This window comes from Rhodophyticola sp. CCM32 (genome assembly GCF_004751985.1).
GTDB lineage: Bacteria > Pseudomonadota > Alphaproteobacteria > Rhodobacterales > Rhodobacteraceae > Rhodophyticola.
On record NZ_CP038492.1, the window covers coordinates 309070 to 324411 of the forward strand.

The 15342-nt window shown below is 61.7% G+C and carries 15 protein-coding genes; 12 read left to right on the top strand and 3 right to left on the bottom strand.

Annotation, left to right across the window (positions count from 1 at the left end):
- Positions 1–92: 92 nt before the first annotated feature.
- From thrS to E2K80_RS01550, 3 genes are all read right to left on the bottom strand, one after another.
- Positions 93–2039: a threonine--tRNA ligase gene (gene thrS, locus E2K80_RS01540; RefSeq protein WP_135372110.1), complete on the bottom strand. Its 1947-nt coding sequence runs from the start codon at positions 2037–2039 to the stop codon at positions 93–95.
- Between the two features lie 108 nt (positions 2040–2147).
- Entirely contained in the window at positions 2148–2558 is a 411-nt protein-coding gene (locus tag E2K80_RS01545; RefSeq protein WP_238475612.1) for an MAPEG family protein, read from the bottom strand.
- Positions 2558–3301 carry an ArsR/SmtB family transcription factor gene (locus tag E2K80_RS01550; RefSeq protein WP_135372114.1) on the bottom strand — a complete coding sequence of 248 codons (744 nt, stop codon included), beginning with the start codon at positions 3299–3301 and terminating at the stop codon, positions 2558–2560. Before E2K80_RS01550 ends, E2K80_RS01545 begins: the two co-directional genes overlap by 1 nt.
- A 153-nt stretch (positions 3302–3454) precedes the next feature.
- Here E2K80_RS01550 and E2K80_RS01555 point away from each other — a divergent pair, with 153 nt between their 5' ends.
- The 12 genes from E2K80_RS01555 to E2K80_RS01610 all read left to right on the top strand — a co-directional run bounded on the left by E2K80_RS01555 (position 3455) and on the right by E2K80_RS01610 (position 15337).
- Positions 3455–4201 carry an alpha/beta hydrolase gene (locus E2K80_RS01555; protein ID WP_135372116.1) on the top strand — a complete coding sequence of 249 codons (747 nt, stop codon included), beginning with the start codon at positions 3455–3457 and terminating at the stop codon, positions 4199–4201.
- A gap of 21 nt (positions 4202–4222) precedes the next feature.
- The gene (locus E2K80_RS01560) at positions 4223–5197 is read left to right on the top strand and encodes an alpha/beta hydrolase (RefSeq protein ID WP_168193069.1); all 975 of its coding nucleotides are present in this window, start codon (positions 4223–4225) and stop codon (positions 5195–5197) included.
- 97 nt (positions 5198–5294) lie between these two features.
- Positions 5295–6380: a LacI family DNA-binding transcriptional regulator gene (locus tag E2K80_RS01565; RefSeq protein WP_238475613.1), complete on the top strand. Its 1086-nt coding sequence runs from the start codon at positions 5295–5297 to the stop codon at positions 6378–6380.
- Between the two features lie 27 nt (positions 6381–6407).
- Positions 6408–7766: an ABC transporter substrate-binding protein gene (locus tag E2K80_RS01570; protein ID WP_238475614.1), complete on the top strand. Its 1359-nt coding sequence runs from the start codon at positions 6408–6410 to the stop codon at positions 7764–7766.
- A gap of 81 nt (positions 7767–7847) precedes the next feature.
- The gene (locus E2K80_RS01575; RefSeq protein ID WP_135372120.1) at positions 7848–9086 is read left to right on the top strand and encodes a carbohydrate ABC transporter permease; all 1239 of its coding nucleotides are present in this window, start codon (positions 7848–7850) and stop codon (positions 9084–9086) included.
- Positions 9083–9322: a hypothetical protein gene (locus E2K80_RS01580; protein ID WP_135372122.1), complete on the top strand. Its 240-nt coding sequence runs from the start codon at positions 9083–9085 to the stop codon at positions 9320–9322. The genes E2K80_RS01575 and E2K80_RS01580 overlap by 4 nt, the downstream gene beginning before the upstream one ends.
- Positions 9319–10533: a carbohydrate ABC transporter permease gene (locus E2K80_RS01585; RefSeq protein WP_135372124.1), complete on the top strand. Its 1215-nt coding sequence runs from the start codon at positions 9319–9321 to the stop codon at positions 10531–10533. The genes E2K80_RS01580 and E2K80_RS01585 overlap by 4 nt, the downstream gene beginning before the upstream one ends.
- 5 nt (positions 10534–10538) lie before the next feature.
- Positions 10539–11819: an MGH1-like glycoside hydrolase domain-containing protein gene (locus E2K80_RS01590; protein ID WP_135376436.1), complete on the top strand. Its 1281-nt coding sequence runs from the start codon at positions 10539–10541 to the stop codon at positions 11817–11819.
- 3 nt (positions 11820–11822) lie between these two features.
- Complete coding sequence (locus E2K80_RS01595) at positions 11823–12872, top strand: ABC transporter ATP-binding protein (protein WP_135372126.1); 1050 nt, start codon at positions 11823–11825, stop codon at positions 12870–12872.
- A 254-nt stretch (positions 12873–13126) separates the two neighbouring features.
- Positions 13127–13786, top strand: coding sequence for a hypothetical protein (locus E2K80_RS01600; protein WP_238475615.1), 660 nt, complete (start codon positions 13127–13129; stop codon positions 13784–13786).
- A complete protein-coding gene (locus E2K80_RS01605) occupies positions 13786–14544 on the top strand; it encodes an SDR family NAD(P)-dependent oxidoreductase (RefSeq protein ID WP_135372128.1) in 759 nt (252 codons plus the stop codon). The genes E2K80_RS01600 and E2K80_RS01605 overlap by 1 nt, the downstream gene beginning before the upstream one ends.
- A 91-nt stretch (positions 14545–14635) precedes the next feature.
- Positions 14636–15337 (top strand): alpha/beta fold hydrolase, encoded by a 702-nt coding sequence (locus tag E2K80_RS01610; protein ID WP_135376438.1) that lies wholly within the window; start codon positions 14636–14638, stop codon positions 15335–15337.
- The last annotated feature ends 5 nt before the right edge of the window (positions 15338–15342 follow it).

Below are 15342 nucleotides of genomic sequence, written 5' to 3' on the forward strand. Positions count from 1 at the left end.
AGGCAGGTGTCGCAGAGCTGCGGATAACGGAACCGGATTGAGATATGCTTTGCCCTGCAAGTCAGTCATCTGCCTTGCAGGGCATCTGCCGGTCAGCGCAGATCGGGGGGCACGGCTTCGGCGGTCAGGTGGCTCAGCATCTGGTCGGTGGGCAGCACGCTGGTCTGTTTCTCCCCCAGGCGGCGCAGGGTCACGCTCTGGTCTTCCACCTCTTTGCGGCCAATGGCGAGGATGACGGGCACTTTGCCGACCGAATGTTCGCGGACCTTGTAGTTGATCTTTTCATTGCGAATGTCGGCCTCGGCGCGGATGCCGGCATCTTTCAGCATCCGGGTCACCTCCAGCACATACTCATCCGCCTCCGACACGATTGCTGCAACCACCACCTGACGCGGGGCCAGCCAGAAGGGCAATTTGCCGGAATAATTCTCGATCATGATGCCGATGAAGCGTTCAAACGAGCCCAGAATCGCCCGGTGCAGCATGACCGGGCGATGTTTCGCGCCGTCTTCACCGACATAGGTGGCATCCAGCCGTTCGGGCAGGTTGAAATCGGCCTGGAACGTGCCGCATTGCCATTCGCGGCCAATCGCGTCGGTCAGTTTGAAATCAAGCTTCGGGCCATAGAAGGCGCCTTCGCCGGGGTCCACCTCATAATCGTTCCGCACGCTGAGAATGGCCTTTTCCAGCGCATCCTCGGCCTTGTCCCAGATCTCGTCAGAGCCGACACGCACCTCGGGCCGGGTGGAAAGTTTGATGTCGAAACTGGTAAAACCTGCATCTTTATAGATCCCGCTGAGCAGGTCGATGAAAGCAGCGCATTCCGCCTCGATCTGATCTTCGGTGCAGAAGATATGGGCGTCATCCTGGGTAAACCCGCGCACCCGCATCAGACCGTGCAGAGCGCCATGGGCCTCGTAGCGGTGGCAGGAGCCGAATTCGGCCAGTCTGAGCGGCAGATCGCGATAGGATTTGATGCCCTGATTGAACACCTGCACATGGCAGGGGCAGTTCATCGGCTTCAGCGCGTTCACACGTTTTTCGTTTGCATGCTCTTCGTCGATTTCCGTGATATACATGTTTTCACGGTATTTATCCCAGTGGCCCGAGGCCTCCCATAATTTGCGATCCACCACCTGCGGGGTTTTGATTTCGGCATATCCCGCCCTGGTCAGCTTGCGGCGCATATAATCCTCAAGCTCGCGATAGATCGACCAGCCATTGGGGTGCCAGAAGACCATGCCGGGGGCTTCCTCCTGAAAATGGAACAGCTCCATCTCGCGGCCAAGGCGGCGGTGGTCGCGTTTCTCGGCCTCTTCCAGGAAATGCAGATGATCTTTCAGATGTTGCCGGTTCTGGAAGGCGACACCGTAGATGCGTTGCAATTGCGGCCGGTTGCTGTCGCCACGCCAATAGGCCCCAGCCAGTTTCATCAGTTTGAACGCATCGGCAGGCACCTGCCCGGTATGTTGCAGATGCGGGCCACGGCAAAGATCCTGCCAATGGCCATGCCAGTACATCCGAAGGGGTTCAGTGCCGGGAATGCTCTCGATCAGTTCGACCTTGTAAGGCTCGTTATTGGCCTTGTAATAGGCGACCGCGCGGTCCCGCTCCCAGATCTCGGTGGTCACCGGGTCGCGGCGGTTGATGATCTCTTTCATCTTCGTCTCGATCACGCCCAGATCTTCCGGGGTGAAGGGCTCTGCCCGGTCAAAATCATAGTAGAACCCGTTGTCGATGACCGGGCCGATGGTGACTTTCACATCGGGCCAAAGCTCCTGCACGGCGCGGGCCATGATATGGGCGCAGTCATGGCGGATCAGCTCCAGCGCCGGGGCCTCATCCTTCATCGTGTTGATGGCGATCTCGGCATCCGCTTTGATGGGCCAGGACAGGTCCCAATGGGTGCCGTTGACCAAGGCCGAAATGGCTTTCTTGGCGAGCGAGGGGGCGATGCTTTCGGCGACCTCGGCAGGGGTCACGCCTGCTGCATAATCGCGTGCATTGCCATCGGGGAAAGTCAGGGAAATCCGGGCCATTGGGGCCATCTCCTCGTCAGTTTGGCGCCTACGGAACGCCCGGTTGCGGGTATATGTGGTGACGCGGCCTCAATGCCGGGGCATCGGGGCCGCGTCAAGGGGTGTGCGTCACATCTGTGCCGTGAACACCGCGTAAGCCATGATCAGGCAACAGATCCATCCGGCGGTAAACAGGATCGGGCGCAGCGGCATCCGTGCCATGCCCGAGATCATGCCGGCCGCATGGGCAACCCTGATCCAGAAAAACGCAATCGCCGTCCAATAGGTGAGGGCGGTGAACCCATCCATCCGGTCCACCAGCAGAACCAGAATGGCGAAGGGAATGCCCTGTTCCAGCAGGTTCAGATGGGCACGATGGGCGCGCTGTACCCAGGGGCGCAATCTGCTGATAGTGGCCGGGGTGTCAAAGGCATCCTCTTCAGCGGGGTCCGAGCTGATGCCGATGACATAAGGTATCCACATCGAGGCGGCGAAGATCATCAGGCAGGTGAGAATGCCCAACTCTGTGGGGAATTCCATTATGCGGCTCCTTTCAGGGCGGTGCCCGTTTCCAGATAGGATTTGAGAGAGGATGTCATCCGGGCCCAGCCTTCGGCAAAGCCCTCCTGACCGGGTGCCATATCGTAATGCTCCACGGTCAGCATGCAGGTCTCGCCCTGGGGTTCGATCAGATAGACCATATGCGAATGCGGCGCATCGGGGCCCATGAACAGGGGTTCGAATGTCATCGCGATGCGGGATTTCGGGTCCATCTCGCTGGTGACCTGGCGCAGCATCGTGCTGCCATCGGGTTGAATGAATTCGGTCACATTGTCCGGTTTGGCGTCGCCGCGCACCTCATTGCACATGAAGTGATAGGCGGCCATTTGATCGGCCTTGGTCAAGGCGTCCCAAAGCGCATCCTGCGTGCAGCGGATGAAGGTCTGCATCATGAAATCGGGTTTTCCCATAATGGTCTCTCTTTCAAGTTTGGTTTTCAGTTCGCTTAACACGCGGCTTTGGGGTTGCAGGAAGGGCGCAACCCAACGGTCGAGCAGTTCCTGCATGGGTAGGGGGTTGAGATAGTGATGTTTGAAACGCCCATGGCGGCACGTGATGATTAGATGTGCGTCTTCAAGGAGTTTGAGATGTTTCATGACGCCAAAGCGGGTCATGTCGAGTTGGTCTTCCAAATCGGTCAGGGTTTGCCCGTCCTTGCGGCGCAGACTGTCAAGCAGGGTACGCCGGGTCGGATCGTTGAGGGCTTTGAAGATCATATCCATGGATGTTTTATAGGTGATTATTTAGTCACGTGACAATATGGAAACGTAAAATATCATGACGTTGGGGCGTTTTGCTTTGAAAAACAGGGTTTTTCTTGCCTGTCCCGGGCCATGGGTGCAGTAATAAACGCCGGATGAGAGAGGCGTTTTGTGATGACAGACGGTGTGTTTGAGACGGTTCAGGGGCGAAGGCTGGCCTATAACCGAATCGCGGGCACAGGCCCCGGTGTGGTGTTCCTGGGCGGGTTCAAATCCGACAAGGAGGGCACCAAGGCTCTGCATCTTGAGGCCTGGGCCCGGTCTGCCGGGCGGGCGTTTCTGCGGTTTGATTATTCCGGTCACGGGACATCTTCGGGAGAGTTCACCGAAGGGGCGATCGGCGACTGGGCCGAGGATGCCTCTGCCGCGATACTGGGCCTGACCGAGGGGCCGCAAGTGCTGGTCGGGTCGTCCATGGGTGGCTGGCTCTCGCTTTTGATGGCGAAACGACACCCGGAAAAGCTGGCCGGTCTGGTAACCATCGCCGCCGCCCCGGATTTCACCGAAGACAGCATGTGGGCAGGGTTTTCCGACGCGCAGAAGGCAAAGCTGGACGAGGTCGGGCAGATCGCTCTGCCATCGGATTATGGTGAGCCCTATATCATCACCAAACGCCTGATCGAGGATGGGCGCAGGCATCTGGTGCTGCGTGACCCGCTGGCGGTTTCCGTGCCGGTCAGGATGTTGCAGGGCACGGCGGATATGGATGTGGAGATGTCCGTGGCGCTGCGTCTGCTGGAGCATCTGGAGGGGTCGGATATCCGGCTGAACCTGGTCAAGGGTGCCGATCACCGGTTTTCCGATGATCCCTGTCTGGCGCTGATCACCCGGGCGGTGGAGGATGTGCTGGCCGATGCATAGCTTTGGCACATGGTAAGGCGGATGTTTCTGGCATTGATACTGCTGATGGCGGGTTTGGCGCTGCTATTGGGCGCGGTCTGGGTGTTCGGCCCGACCGAACCGGTGCTGCGATCGGGTCCTTTCATCGGCGATGTGAGGGACCCCGAGGCCTATTACGCCGCCCGTGAAGCAGAGTTTGACGATATCACCCCGGGCACCGAGGCACGGGTGATCTGGGCCGGGGATGCGGGTGCGCGGACGCCTCTGACATTGCTCTATATTCACGGGTTTTCGGCCACGTCCGAGGAAATCCGCCCGGTTCCCGATGATGTGGCCGCCGCTCTTGGGGCAAATCTGGTCTATCCCCGGCTGACCGGTCATGGCCGCCCCGGATTTGCGATGGCCGAGGCGACGGCGGGGGACTGGATCGACGATACCGCCGAGGCGCTGGCGGTGGCCCGGGCGGTGGGCGATCGGGTGCTGGTCATCGGCACATCCACCGGCGCGACGCTGGCGGCCATCGCGATGACCGAACCGGATATGGCCGAAGGGGTTGCCGGGGTTGTGATGATCTCGGCCAATTTCAGACTGGCAAACCCGGCGGGTGTGATGCTGGAATGGCCTGCGGCGCGGCTCTGGGTGCCCTGGATCACGGGCGCAACCCGCAGCTTTGCCATACAGAACGCAAATCACGGCCGATACTGGACAACCTCTTATCCCACGGTTGCGGCCCTGCCGCTGGCCGCGATGATGCGGGACGCGCGCGGGCGGGATTATACGGGCGTCTCGGTGCCGCTTTTGTCAATTTTCGCCGAACAGGATCAGGTGATTTCGGCATCTGCGGCACGCGGTTTTGCAGGCGGTTGGGGCGGGGCGGTGACACTGGCCCCGCAAACCCTGCCGGAAGAGGGCGTTGACCCTTATAATCATGTGATCGCAGGCGATATCCTAAGCCCGGCCATGAGTGCTTCGGTCACCGGTCAAATCCTCGATTGGGTGGCGGCGCAAGGCCTCTGATCCCAGACCTCTTTCCGCGTCGCAGCGACGATTTTTGTAATTATCCCTTGCCGAAACCGGTTTCGGAAGGAATTTTCTGAGTCGGGGAGTGAGATGAATGCCAGATGCAAAGCCGTCTGAAATGCGCACTGCGCGGGTGACGATCAATGATCTTGCGCGGAATTTGGGACTGGCAAAAGGCACGGTCAGCCGGGCGCTGAACGGATACCCTGACATCGCGGAAACAACACGAAAGCGGGTGGCCCGCACGGCTGAGCGGATGGGCTATCGCCCGCTGGCCCAGGCGCAGGCGATCCGCACCGGGCGGGCGCGCGCTTTGGGGCTGGTTCTGAACGCGGGCGGCGATGATGCCCATAAACCGTTTCTGACCGATTTCCTGGATGGGATTTCCCGCGCGGCCTCGGAAGAAAGCTGGTCGCTGACCGTTGCCACGGCCGAGGATGAGGCCGATGAGGTCACCACCATGGCGCGGCTGATCGAGGAGCGGAAGGTGGATGGGTTCATCCTGCCCCGGCCCCGGCTTGTGGATGCGCGGATTGATCTGTTGCGTGGCCGCGATGTGCCCTTTGTGCTTTATGGCCGAACCGCCAACCCCGATGGCTGCGCCTGGCATGACATCAAGGGGGAGGATGCGATGAAATCCGCCGTGTTGCGGCTGGCCGGGCGCGGGCACCGGCGTATCGGGTTCATCAACGGGGCGCTGGATTACACCTATGCCCATCTGCGGCGCGAGGGATATCTGGCCGGGCTGGCAGAGGCCGGTCTGGATGTGGCCCCGGAACTGATGACCGGCGATGCGATCACCATGGCCCAGGGCGAGACGCAGGGAGAGGTGTTGCTTGATCTGCCAGACCGGCCCAGTGCGATTGTCTGTGCGCTGGATCTGGCGGCACTTGGATTGTACCGCGCCGCCGCTCGCCGGGGGGTGCGGATCGGCCCCGATCTGGCGGTGATCGCCTATGATGGCATCCCCGAAGCCGCCACCGCGCATCCGCCCCTGACCACCTATGCCGTGGACAGCCGGGCCGCAGGCGCGCGGCTTGCCAGGCTGTTATTTGCGCGTATCCGGGGGGCCGACCCCACCCGCCTGCGCGAAGAGGTGCCCGCACGGCTGATTGCGCGCGGCTCCGATATCGCAAGCTATGACAGTGATCCGGCGGCACAGCCGGACCATGCCATGTGAATACTCAAATCAATGGGAGGAGATACCATGACCATGATGATGAAAGGGGCCCGACTGGCCCTGATGGCGGCGGCCTCAAGCCTTGCGCTTGCATCCGTCGCGGCGGCGCAGGACACGATCCGTTTCTGGACCACCGAAGAACAGCCCGAGCGTTTGGCCCGGCAGGAGGCGATGGCCGCCGAGTTCACCGCCGCCTCCGGCGTCGCGGTCGAGGTGATCCCGGTGACCGAAAGTGATCTGGGCACCCGGGCCACCGCGGCCTTTGCCGCGGGCGATCTGCCGGATGTGATCTATCATCCGCTGCAATATGCGCTGCCCTGGGCGGAAGCGGGCATTCTGGACACGGATGCGGCCACGGATGTGATCGAGGATCTGGACGCCGATAGTTTTGCGCCCGGCGCGCTGGGTATGGCGGCAATGGCTGACGGCTATGCCTCTGTGCCGGTGGATGGCTGGACGCAGATGATCGTCTATCGTGCGGACCTGTTCGAGGAAAACGACCTGGCGCCGCCAACCACATATGCAGACGTGCTGGCCGCGATTGAGGTTCTGCACAACCCGCCCGAGATGTTCGGTTTTGTGGCCGCGACCAAGGTGGATGAGAATTTCATGAGTCAGGTGCTGGAACATGTGTTCCTGGCCAATGGGGTCAGCCCTGTCGGCCCCGACGGGTTTCAGCCGCTGGATGAGGCCGCAACCACAGAGGTGCTGGAATTCTACCGCGATATTGTCGAGGCCTCCCCCGATGGGGAGCTGTTCTGGCAGCAATCCCGAGAGCTGTATTTCGCGGGCCGCGCGGCGATGATCATCTGGTCGCCCTTCATTCTGGATGAACTGGCCGGTCTGCGCGACAGCGCCCCGCCGACGATCAATGATGATCCGACCTCGCCCGCGCTGGCGGCGGCCACGGGGATTGTGACCAATTTCGCGGGCCCGTCGAACCCTGATGGCGCGGCCTGGGGCGATGTGCGCTATTTCGGGATTACGGCGGATGCCAATACCGATGCGGCGATGGAATTTGTCGAATACTCGATGAATGAGGGCTATACCCAGACCCTGGCCATCGCACCGGAAGGGAAATTCCCGATCCGTCGCGGCACCGGGGACAACCCGACCGCCTTCACCGATGCCTGGGCCCAGCTTGATGTGGGTGTCGACCGGCGCGCGCCTCTGGGGGATCTCTATGCCCAGGAGATGATCGACGAGATTGTCGGCGGCCTGGATGTGGCGCAGCGCTGGGGGGTGGCCGATGGGCAGCTGGCGCTGGCCTCGCGCATCATCAACAGCCAGATCATCAACCGGCTGGTGCGGGAATATATGGATGGGGTGCGCGATGCCCCGGCCACGGTCGCACTGATGAATGAGGAACTGGCGCGGATCGAATAACCGCCTGTCCTTTGATGATTTTTTGCCCGGGCGGTTTTGCCCGCCCGGGCGATCCTTTCTTCTGCTGCCGGAGCTATGCCCATGACATCCGCAAGCCCACCCAAGGGAACCGGCCCGCTGGCCCGCCGCGAGGCGCGACTGGCCTGGGGGCTGCTGTTTCCGACACTGGCCAGTGTGATGCTGGTGGTGGTTCTGCCCTTGCTGGCGATCTTCTGGATCAGTTTCAAACCCGTGGGGCTGGCCGATCTGCGGGCCGCAGCCCCGGTTGTCCGCGAGGATCTGCGCGATGCGGATGAGGCCGCGCCGTTTATCCGCTATCGCATCCGCAATTCCAGTCAGGCCGATCCGATTGCCGATGTGGTGCTGCGCGACGTGATCCCCGGCCGCGTGGCTGTGATGGACCTGCCTGCGGAATGTGTGCTGGACGGCCAGAACCTGACCTGCGATCTGGACACGCTGGAGCCCGGCGGGCGGGTGACGCTGGAAATCCCGGTGGGTCTGCCGACCGAAATCGACGCTGCCGAGGCGGATATCGAGGCGGGGACACCGCCGGAGATCACCGGGGTTGCGGGAAATGTGCTGACCAGCGGCGAGTTCACGCTGGAGAATTTCGCCGAGTTGTTCGATGCGCGCGAATTCTGGACGGTGATCGGTGCGACGCTGTTCTACACCGTGTTCGGAACGGTCGGGGCGTTGCTTGTAGGGCTGATGGCGGCCCTGTTGCTGAACAAGGAGTTTCGCGGGCAGGGGATTTTGCGCGGTCTGTACCTGTTCCCCTATGTCGCCCCGGTGATCGCGGTCGCGTTTTCCTGGATCATTCTGTTCGACCCGTTTTCGGGATCGGTGAATGCGCTGTTGATCCAGATGGGTGTGACCGATGAGGCAATCAATTTCTTCGGCCAGCGGCCCTTGGCGCTGATCATGGTGACAGTGTTTGAAATCTGGCGGTATTTCCCCCTGTCCTTCCTGTTCATTCTGGCGCGGATGCAGTCGATTGACACCGATATGTATGAGGCGGCGGATGTGGACGGGGCCTCGCCCTTCCAGAAATTCCGCTATCTCAGCCTGCCGATGCTGATGGGGATTTTGAGCGTGTTGTTCCTGCTCCGCTTCATCTGGACCTTCAACAAATTCGACGACATTTTCCTTTTGACCGGCGGCAATGCGGGAACCCGGACGCTGACGGTGAATGTGTATGAACAGGCCTTTGCGCTCAGCAATATCGGGGCGGGGGCCGCTGTGGCGGTGGTGATCCTGGTCTGTCTGCTGTGTTTTTCGTGGTTCTTCTTCAAATTCATGTCGAAGGAGGAGGGGCTGTGAGCGGTTTTGCGCAGCAAATGATTGCTCCTGTGGAGCAATCAAGCGAACAGCGGGCGGCGCCCCGGCATGGTGGTTCGACGATGTCGATGAACGGTCCGGCGGCGTTGTCATGTGAAAAACGGGCGGCGCCCCGTGGCTGGATGGATTTCGCCGCCTTCGGCGCCGATCCGGCGGGGCGCGCGGCCCCCCGCACCCCCCGGGATATTTTTGAAGCAGAGAAGGGGGGACGGATATGAGAATGTTCTGGAACAGTTTCATCACCGGGCCGCTTCTGGGCCTGTTCTGGGCGTTGATCGTGGCGACCAGTGTTGCGGTGTTGTTGTCCTTCATGACCGGGGCAGCGTTTCGGCCCGGATTGATCGGCTGTGTGATCCTGGGCGGGCTGGTCGGTGTTGCGGCGCTGGAGACGCGGATGGCCGGGCTGCTGGTGGCCGGTGTGTCGGTTCTGGCCGTGGTGATGAGCTATACCGGTGTCAGCGCGATCCATGTCTCGGGGGATGCCGGGCTGGTGCAGCATGTGATGGCCGGGGTCGGGTTTGGTGTGGCGCTGGGATGGCCGATGGCGGTGATCCTGCGGGGATGCCCCAAAGGCGTGCTGACACGCCATGAATGGGAGGACGCGGTGATCCGGTTTCTGACCGGGTTCGGCTATATCTTCTTTACCGCCGCTGTCGCGATTCCGTTTTACGTGATGGTGATGACCAGCCTGAAAACCCAGGGGCAGCTGATTGCCAATCCGCTGGATTTCACCATTGATCTGAGCCAGGGTTGGGCCTTGCTGCGCAGCTATGAAGAGCTGTTTCGCGATTTCCGGTTCGGCAGCTATCTGTGGACCAGTTTCTATATCTCGATCCTGACGGTGGCGATCACGCTGGCCTTCTCGATCCCCGGGGCCTATGCGGTGGCGCGGCTTAGATTCAAGGGGCAGACGGCGCTGAGCCGGTCGATCCTGCTGATCTATATGGTGCCGATGATCGTGCTGGCCCTGCCGATCTATATCGCCTTTTCGATGACCGGTCTGCGCAACTCGATTATGGGGATCGTGATGATCTATCCGGTCACCACGATCCCGGTGGCGCTTTATATGTTGCAGGGGTATTTCCGCGGGCTTCCGGCCGAGATTGAAGAGGCCGGGCTGATGGACGGGTTAAACCGGTTGCAGGTGATCTGGAAGATCACCCTGCCCTTGTCGCTGCCGGCGCTGGCCTCGGTATCGCTGTATGTTTTCATGATCGCCTGGAACGAGTTTCTGCTGGCCTTCATGCTGCTGGATGATCCGTCGAAATTCACCCTGACCCGGGGGATTGCCTCGCTCAACTCCTCGGAAATTCCGCGCCAGCATCTGATGGCGGGGGCGGTGATTGCGACCGTGCCGGTGATGGCGCTGTTCCTGGGGCTTGAGAAATTCATGACGCGGGGCCTGACCGCGGGGAGTGTCAAAGGATGACGATGATGAGGACCGATACCTCCCCTCTGGATGCAGAGGCGCGGCGCATTCTGCGGCTGAATGACAAGGGCGGATACACGGTGCCGACCGCCGGGCTTTACCCCTATCAGTGGAATTGGGACAGCGCCTTTGCCGGTCTGGGCTTTGCCTGTTTCGATATCGACCGGGGCTGGAGAGAGCTGGAAACCCTGATGTCCGGCCAGTGGGAAAACGGGATGGTGCCGCATATCCTGTTTCATCGGCCCGATCCGGGGTATTTTCCCGGTGCGGATGTCTGGGGCACCGAGGATGCGCCGGGCAAGGGGGCCGGGCGCGTGCAATCCTCGGGCATCAGCCAGCCGCCGGTGGCGGCCAGTTTTGCCTGGCGGATGTATCAGCGGGATCCGGGCCCGGGTCTGGCGCGGCTGCGGGCGATGTTCCCCGGTCTCATGGCGTTTCACCGCTGGTTCATCGCCGCCCGCGCCGAAAGCGGGGCGGTGGCGATCACCCACCCTTGGGAGGCCGGGCGCGACAATGCCCCCGATTGGGACGCGGCGATGGCGGGTATCACGCCGGAGGGTGTGGCCCCTTACACGCGGCGCGATACGGGCCATGTCAACCCGCGCATGCGGCCCACGAAAGAGGATTATGACCGCTATATCTGGCTGGTTCAGTTCGGGCGGGAACGGGGCTGGGACGATGCGGCGATTGCGGCGGAAAGCCCGTTTCGCGTGGCCGACCCGACGCTGACCTTCACCCTGATGCGCGCCTGCCGGGATTTGCGGTTGGCCGCCGGGGTTCTGGGCGAGGCGACATCCGAGATCGATGGCTGGATCGCCTATCTGGAAGAGGGCGCCGAGACATTGTGGAACGCGGAAACCGGCACCTATGACAGCCGCGATTTGTGCAGCGGGCAGTTGGCCGGTTCGGTCTCGAACGCCTCGTTCCTGTGCTGGTGGGGCGGGCTGGAGGACCGGCGGTCCCTGCCGGTGCTGGAGCGGGTGCTGGATGCGGCGCGTTATGGCCTGCCAAGCTTCGACCCGGGTGATCCGAAATTCGACCCGCTGCGCTATTGGCGCGGGCCGGTCTGGGGCGTGATGAACATGATTGCCGGTGTCGGCATGGCCGAACAGGGGCTGACAGCACAGGCGGAGCGTATCCGTGCCGACACTGCCCGGCTGATCGCCGAGAACGGGTTTGCGGAATATTTCAGCCCCGAGGACGGCACACCGGCCGGGGGCGCGACATTCACATGGACGGCGGCGATCTGGTTGGCCTGGGCCTCGCCATCCGCCGGGGAGGGTTAGGATATGGGCAAGATTGAGCTGAAGGCGGTCGAGAAATGGTTTGGTGACATACAGGTCATCAAGGGTGTGGATCTGACCATTGATGACAGTGAATTTGTGATCTTCGTGGGCCCCTCGGGCTGCGGGAAATCCACCCTGCTCAGGATGATTGCCGGGTTGGAGGAAACCTCGCGCGGGGAGATCATCATTGACGGGCGGGATGCGACGGCAGAGCCGCCCTCGAAACGCGGTCTGGCGATGGTGTTCCAGTCTTACGCGCTTTATCCGCATATGACGGTGAAGGAGAATATGGGGTTTTCCCTGAAAACCGCAGGCGCGCCGAAGGCCGAGCAGGAGGAGAAGGTGGCCGAGGCGGCCCGCGCCCTGCGGCTGGAGGAATATCTGGAGCGGCGGCCCAAGGATCTGAGCGGCGGGCAGCGGCAACGGGTGGCCATCGGGCGGTCTATTGTGCGCGATCCGACCGCCTTTCTGTTTGATGAACCGCTGAGCAATCTGGACGCCTCGCTGCGCGTGGAGATGCGCTATGAGATCGCCAAACTGCATCAGGCGCTGGATGCGACGATGATCTATGTGACCCATGATCAGGTCGAGGCGATGACCCTGGCCGACCGGATTGTGGTGTTGAGCGCGGGCCGGATCGAACAGGTCGGCAGCCCGCGGGAGCTTTATGACCATCCGGCGAACCTGTTTGTGGCGCAGTTCATCGGCTCCCCGAAGATGAATATCCTGCCCTGCACCGTTTCGGACGGGGCGTTTGCCCTGGCAGGCGGTGGTGGCGGGCCGGTCTCGGGCGGTGAGGGGGCCACGCAACTGGGCATCCGGCCCGAGGCGATTGATCTGGTGGCGCCCGGCACGGGCCATGTGGATGGTATTGTCGATGTGACCGAATATCTGGGCGCGGATGCCTATCTGATCATTGATTGCGGGGCGTCGGGCAGTCTGACCCTGCGAACCGATGGGGAAACCACGCTGACACCCGGTGCGCCCGTGGGGTTGAAATTCGACGATCGCAAACTGCATCTGTTCGATGCAGAGGGTGTGGCCCTGCGTTAGGGGCGAAATTGTTTATTCTGCACGACCGTGCATCGAAATGCGCCTTCTGGATCAGCAGTTTGCTGATCTAAGGTGTTTCGGGTTTCAGGTGAAACGCTATGGTGCCATATGCGGCGCGGGGTGGAAAACTCCAGTTTTCCACGTGGAATTCTGGAGAATTCCGCCTGAAAGCGGTTTTCGGTGGAGCGGTCGTGCAGAATAAAACGATTTCGCTATAACAGCACTCTGCATATGCGGAGGCAGGAGAGGGCGGGATGCGGCAACCGCAAAGCATGTGGAGCCTTGAAACGCTTGGCCGGGTGCGTCTTGGCCGGCATTTCTTCATGCGTGAGTTTCTCTATTCCGAGATCGGCAATATCCACAGGATCAGCAACATTCCCCAGAACCCGGATATGGCGATAGAGACCGGTCGTGTGTTATGTGAAACCCTGCTTGATCCATTGGTGGAAACCTTTGGTGTGGTCTCTGTCCGGTCGGGCTACCGCAGCCCGGAACTGAACCGGTTTGGCAATGAAAACGGGCTGAATTGCGCGCGCAATGATTATAACTGGGCGCGCCATATCTGGGATTTCGTCGATCACAAGGGGCGCAAAGGGGCCTGTAGCTCTGTGGTGATCCCCTGGTTCGCCGATCAGTATGCGCAAGGGCGCGATTGGCGTGATCTGGCCTGCTGGATGCGCGACCATCTGTGCTTTCACGATATCTGGTTTTTCCCCAAACTCTGTGCATTCAATCTGGGGTGGCGCGATGATCCGGCGGGGCGGGTGTTTTCCTATATCGCCCCGAAGGGGGAGTTGAAGGATATCGCGGATGCCCCGGCCCGCTATGCGGATTTTCCAGCTTTCCGGGGGCTGGCCTTTCCCGCGCCGCCGGATCGGTTTGCCTGCCCGGATCACCCCATGGAGAGACCCTGATGACCCTGCCCCGCACCCCTTCTTTCCGGCTGGACGGCCGTCAGGCGCTGGTGACCGGCGGGTCTCGGGGCATCGGTCTGGGCTGCGCCATGGCGCTGGCAGAGGCGGGCGCGCATGTGGTGATCGCCGCGCGCGGGGCGGCACAGGTCGAGGCTGCGGTGGCTGCGATCACAGATGCCGGGCTCAATGCCGAGGGGCTGGTGCTGGATGTGACGGATCTGGCAGCGCATCGCGCGGCGCTGAGCGCTTTGGGCCCGCTTGATATCCTGTGCAATTCCGCCGGGTTTGCCCGCCATTCCCCGGCGTTGGAGACCCGGCCGGAAGATTATGACAGGGTCATGGATGTGAATCTGCGCGCCGCCTATTTTCTGGCTGTGGGCGCGGCCCATGCGATGCAGGATCGCGGCGGGTCGATCATTCAGATTTCAAGCCAGATGGGCCATGTGGGCGGGCCGGACCGGGGGGTTTATTGCGCCTCGAAACACGCGGTTGAGGGCATGACCAAAGCGATGGCGATTGAGTGGGGGCCGAAAAATATCCGGGTCAACACGATCTGCCCCACCTTTGTCCGGACACCGCTGTCGGAGCCCAGCTTCAATGACCCGGATACGCGGGCCTGGATCGAGAGCAAGATCAAACTGCCGCGCGTGGCCGGGATCGAGGATATCATGGGCGCGGTTGTGTTTCTGGCATCCGATGCAAGCGCCATGGTCACAGGCACATCGCTTCTGGTCGATGGTGGCTGGACGGCGGGGTAGGGTCTCGCCCTATACTCACAATGGGTGCGTGCGGGTTTCTGCCGGATGCTTCCGGCGGGCGTATTTGGAACAAGAAGAAAGGGTGCAGGCCGTGGCGGAACCGCTGGTATTGTTGCCGGGGATGATGTGTGATGCCCGGGTGTGGTGGCCACAGATGACCGCCCTTTCAGGGGCATATGTGATGCATATGGCCCCGATCACCGGTGCGGCACATGTGGAAACCCTTGCCGCGCAGGTGTTGGAGGGTGCCCCTGAGCGGTTTGCCCTGGCAGGTCTTGGCCTGGGGGGTGTCGTGGCGATGGAAATGTATCGCCGCGCACCCGACCGGATCAGCCGGATCGCTTTGATGGACACGACCCCGCTTGCCGAAACGCCCGTTGTGGCCGCAACGCGGGAGCCGCAGATTGTCGCCGCCAAGGCCGGGCGGCTGGATCAGGTGATATGCGATGAGATACAGGCCAGCGGGCTGACATCGGGGACCGCGCAAGGCGCGGTGATGGAACTTGCGCTGGATATGGCAGAGGGGCTGGGGCCGGATATATTTGTGGCGCAGTCCAGGGCGATGCAGCGGCGGCAGGATCAGCAGGCGGTCTTGCGGCGGATATCCGTGCCCGCGCTGGTGCTTTGCGGGGAATATGATGCGCTTTGCCCGGTGCGGCGCCATGAATTCATGGCCGATCTGATCCCCGGCGCAACACTGGAGGTGATCGGGGGGAGCGGGCATTTACCGACCCTGGAACAGCCGGGTGCCAGCACGCGGGCCCTGCAAACCTGGCTGGAGGCCGGGGCCTGAGGCAA

What these genes read in the sequence shown, in the direction of transcription:
- thrS (WP_135372110.1), bottom strand. Translation starts at nt 2,039, where the DNA reads ATGGCCCGGATTTCCCTGACTTTCCCCGATGGCAATGCACGCGATTAT.
- E2K80_RS01600 (WP_238475615.1), top strand. Translation starts at nt 13,127, where the DNA reads ATGCGGCAACCGCAAAGCATGTGGAGCCTTGAAACGCTTGGCCGGGTG.
- E2K80_RS01575 (WP_135372120.1), top strand. Translation starts at nt 7,848, where the DNA reads ATGACATCCGCAAGCCCACCCAAGGGAACCGGCCCGCTGGCCCGCCGC.
- E2K80_RS01605 (WP_135372128.1), top strand. Translation starts at nt 13,786, where the DNA reads ATGACCCTGCCCCGCACCCCTTCTTTCCGGCTGGACGGCCGTCAGGCG.
- E2K80_RS01550 (WP_135372114.1), bottom strand. Translation starts at nt 3,301, where the DNA reads ATGGATATGATCTTCAAAGCCCTCAACGATCCGACCCGGCGTACCCTG.
- E2K80_RS01545 (WP_238475612.1), bottom strand. Translation starts at nt 2,558, where the DNA reads ATGGAATTCCCCACAGAGTTGGGCATTCTCACCTGCCTGATGATCTTC.
- E2K80_RS01590 (WP_135376436.1), top strand. Translation starts at nt 10,539, where the DNA reads ATGAGGACCGATACCTCCCCTCTGGATGCAGAGGCGCGGCGCATTCTG.
- E2K80_RS01570 (WP_238475614.1), top strand. Translation starts at nt 6,408, where the DNA reads ATGACCATGATGATGAAAGGGGCCCGACTGGCCCTGATGGCGGCGGCC.
- E2K80_RS01560 (WP_168193069.1), top strand. Translation starts at nt 4,223, where the DNA reads ATGTTTCTGGCATTGATACTGCTGATGGCGGGTTTGGCGCTGCTATTG.
- E2K80_RS01565 (WP_238475613.1), top strand. Translation starts at nt 5,295, where the DNA reads ATGCCAGATGCAAAGCCGTCTGAAATGCGCACTGCGCGGGTGACGATC.
- E2K80_RS01595 (WP_135372126.1), top strand. Translation starts at nt 11,823, where the DNA reads ATGGGCAAGATTGAGCTGAAGGCGGTCGAGAAATGGTTTGGTGACATA.
- E2K80_RS01585 (WP_135372124.1), top strand. Translation starts at nt 9,319, where the DNA reads ATGAGAATGTTCTGGAACAGTTTCATCACCGGGCCGCTTCTGGGCCTG.
- E2K80_RS01555 (WP_135372116.1), top strand. Translation starts at nt 3,455, where the DNA reads ATGACAGACGGTGTGTTTGAGACGGTTCAGGGGCGAAGGCTGGCCTAT.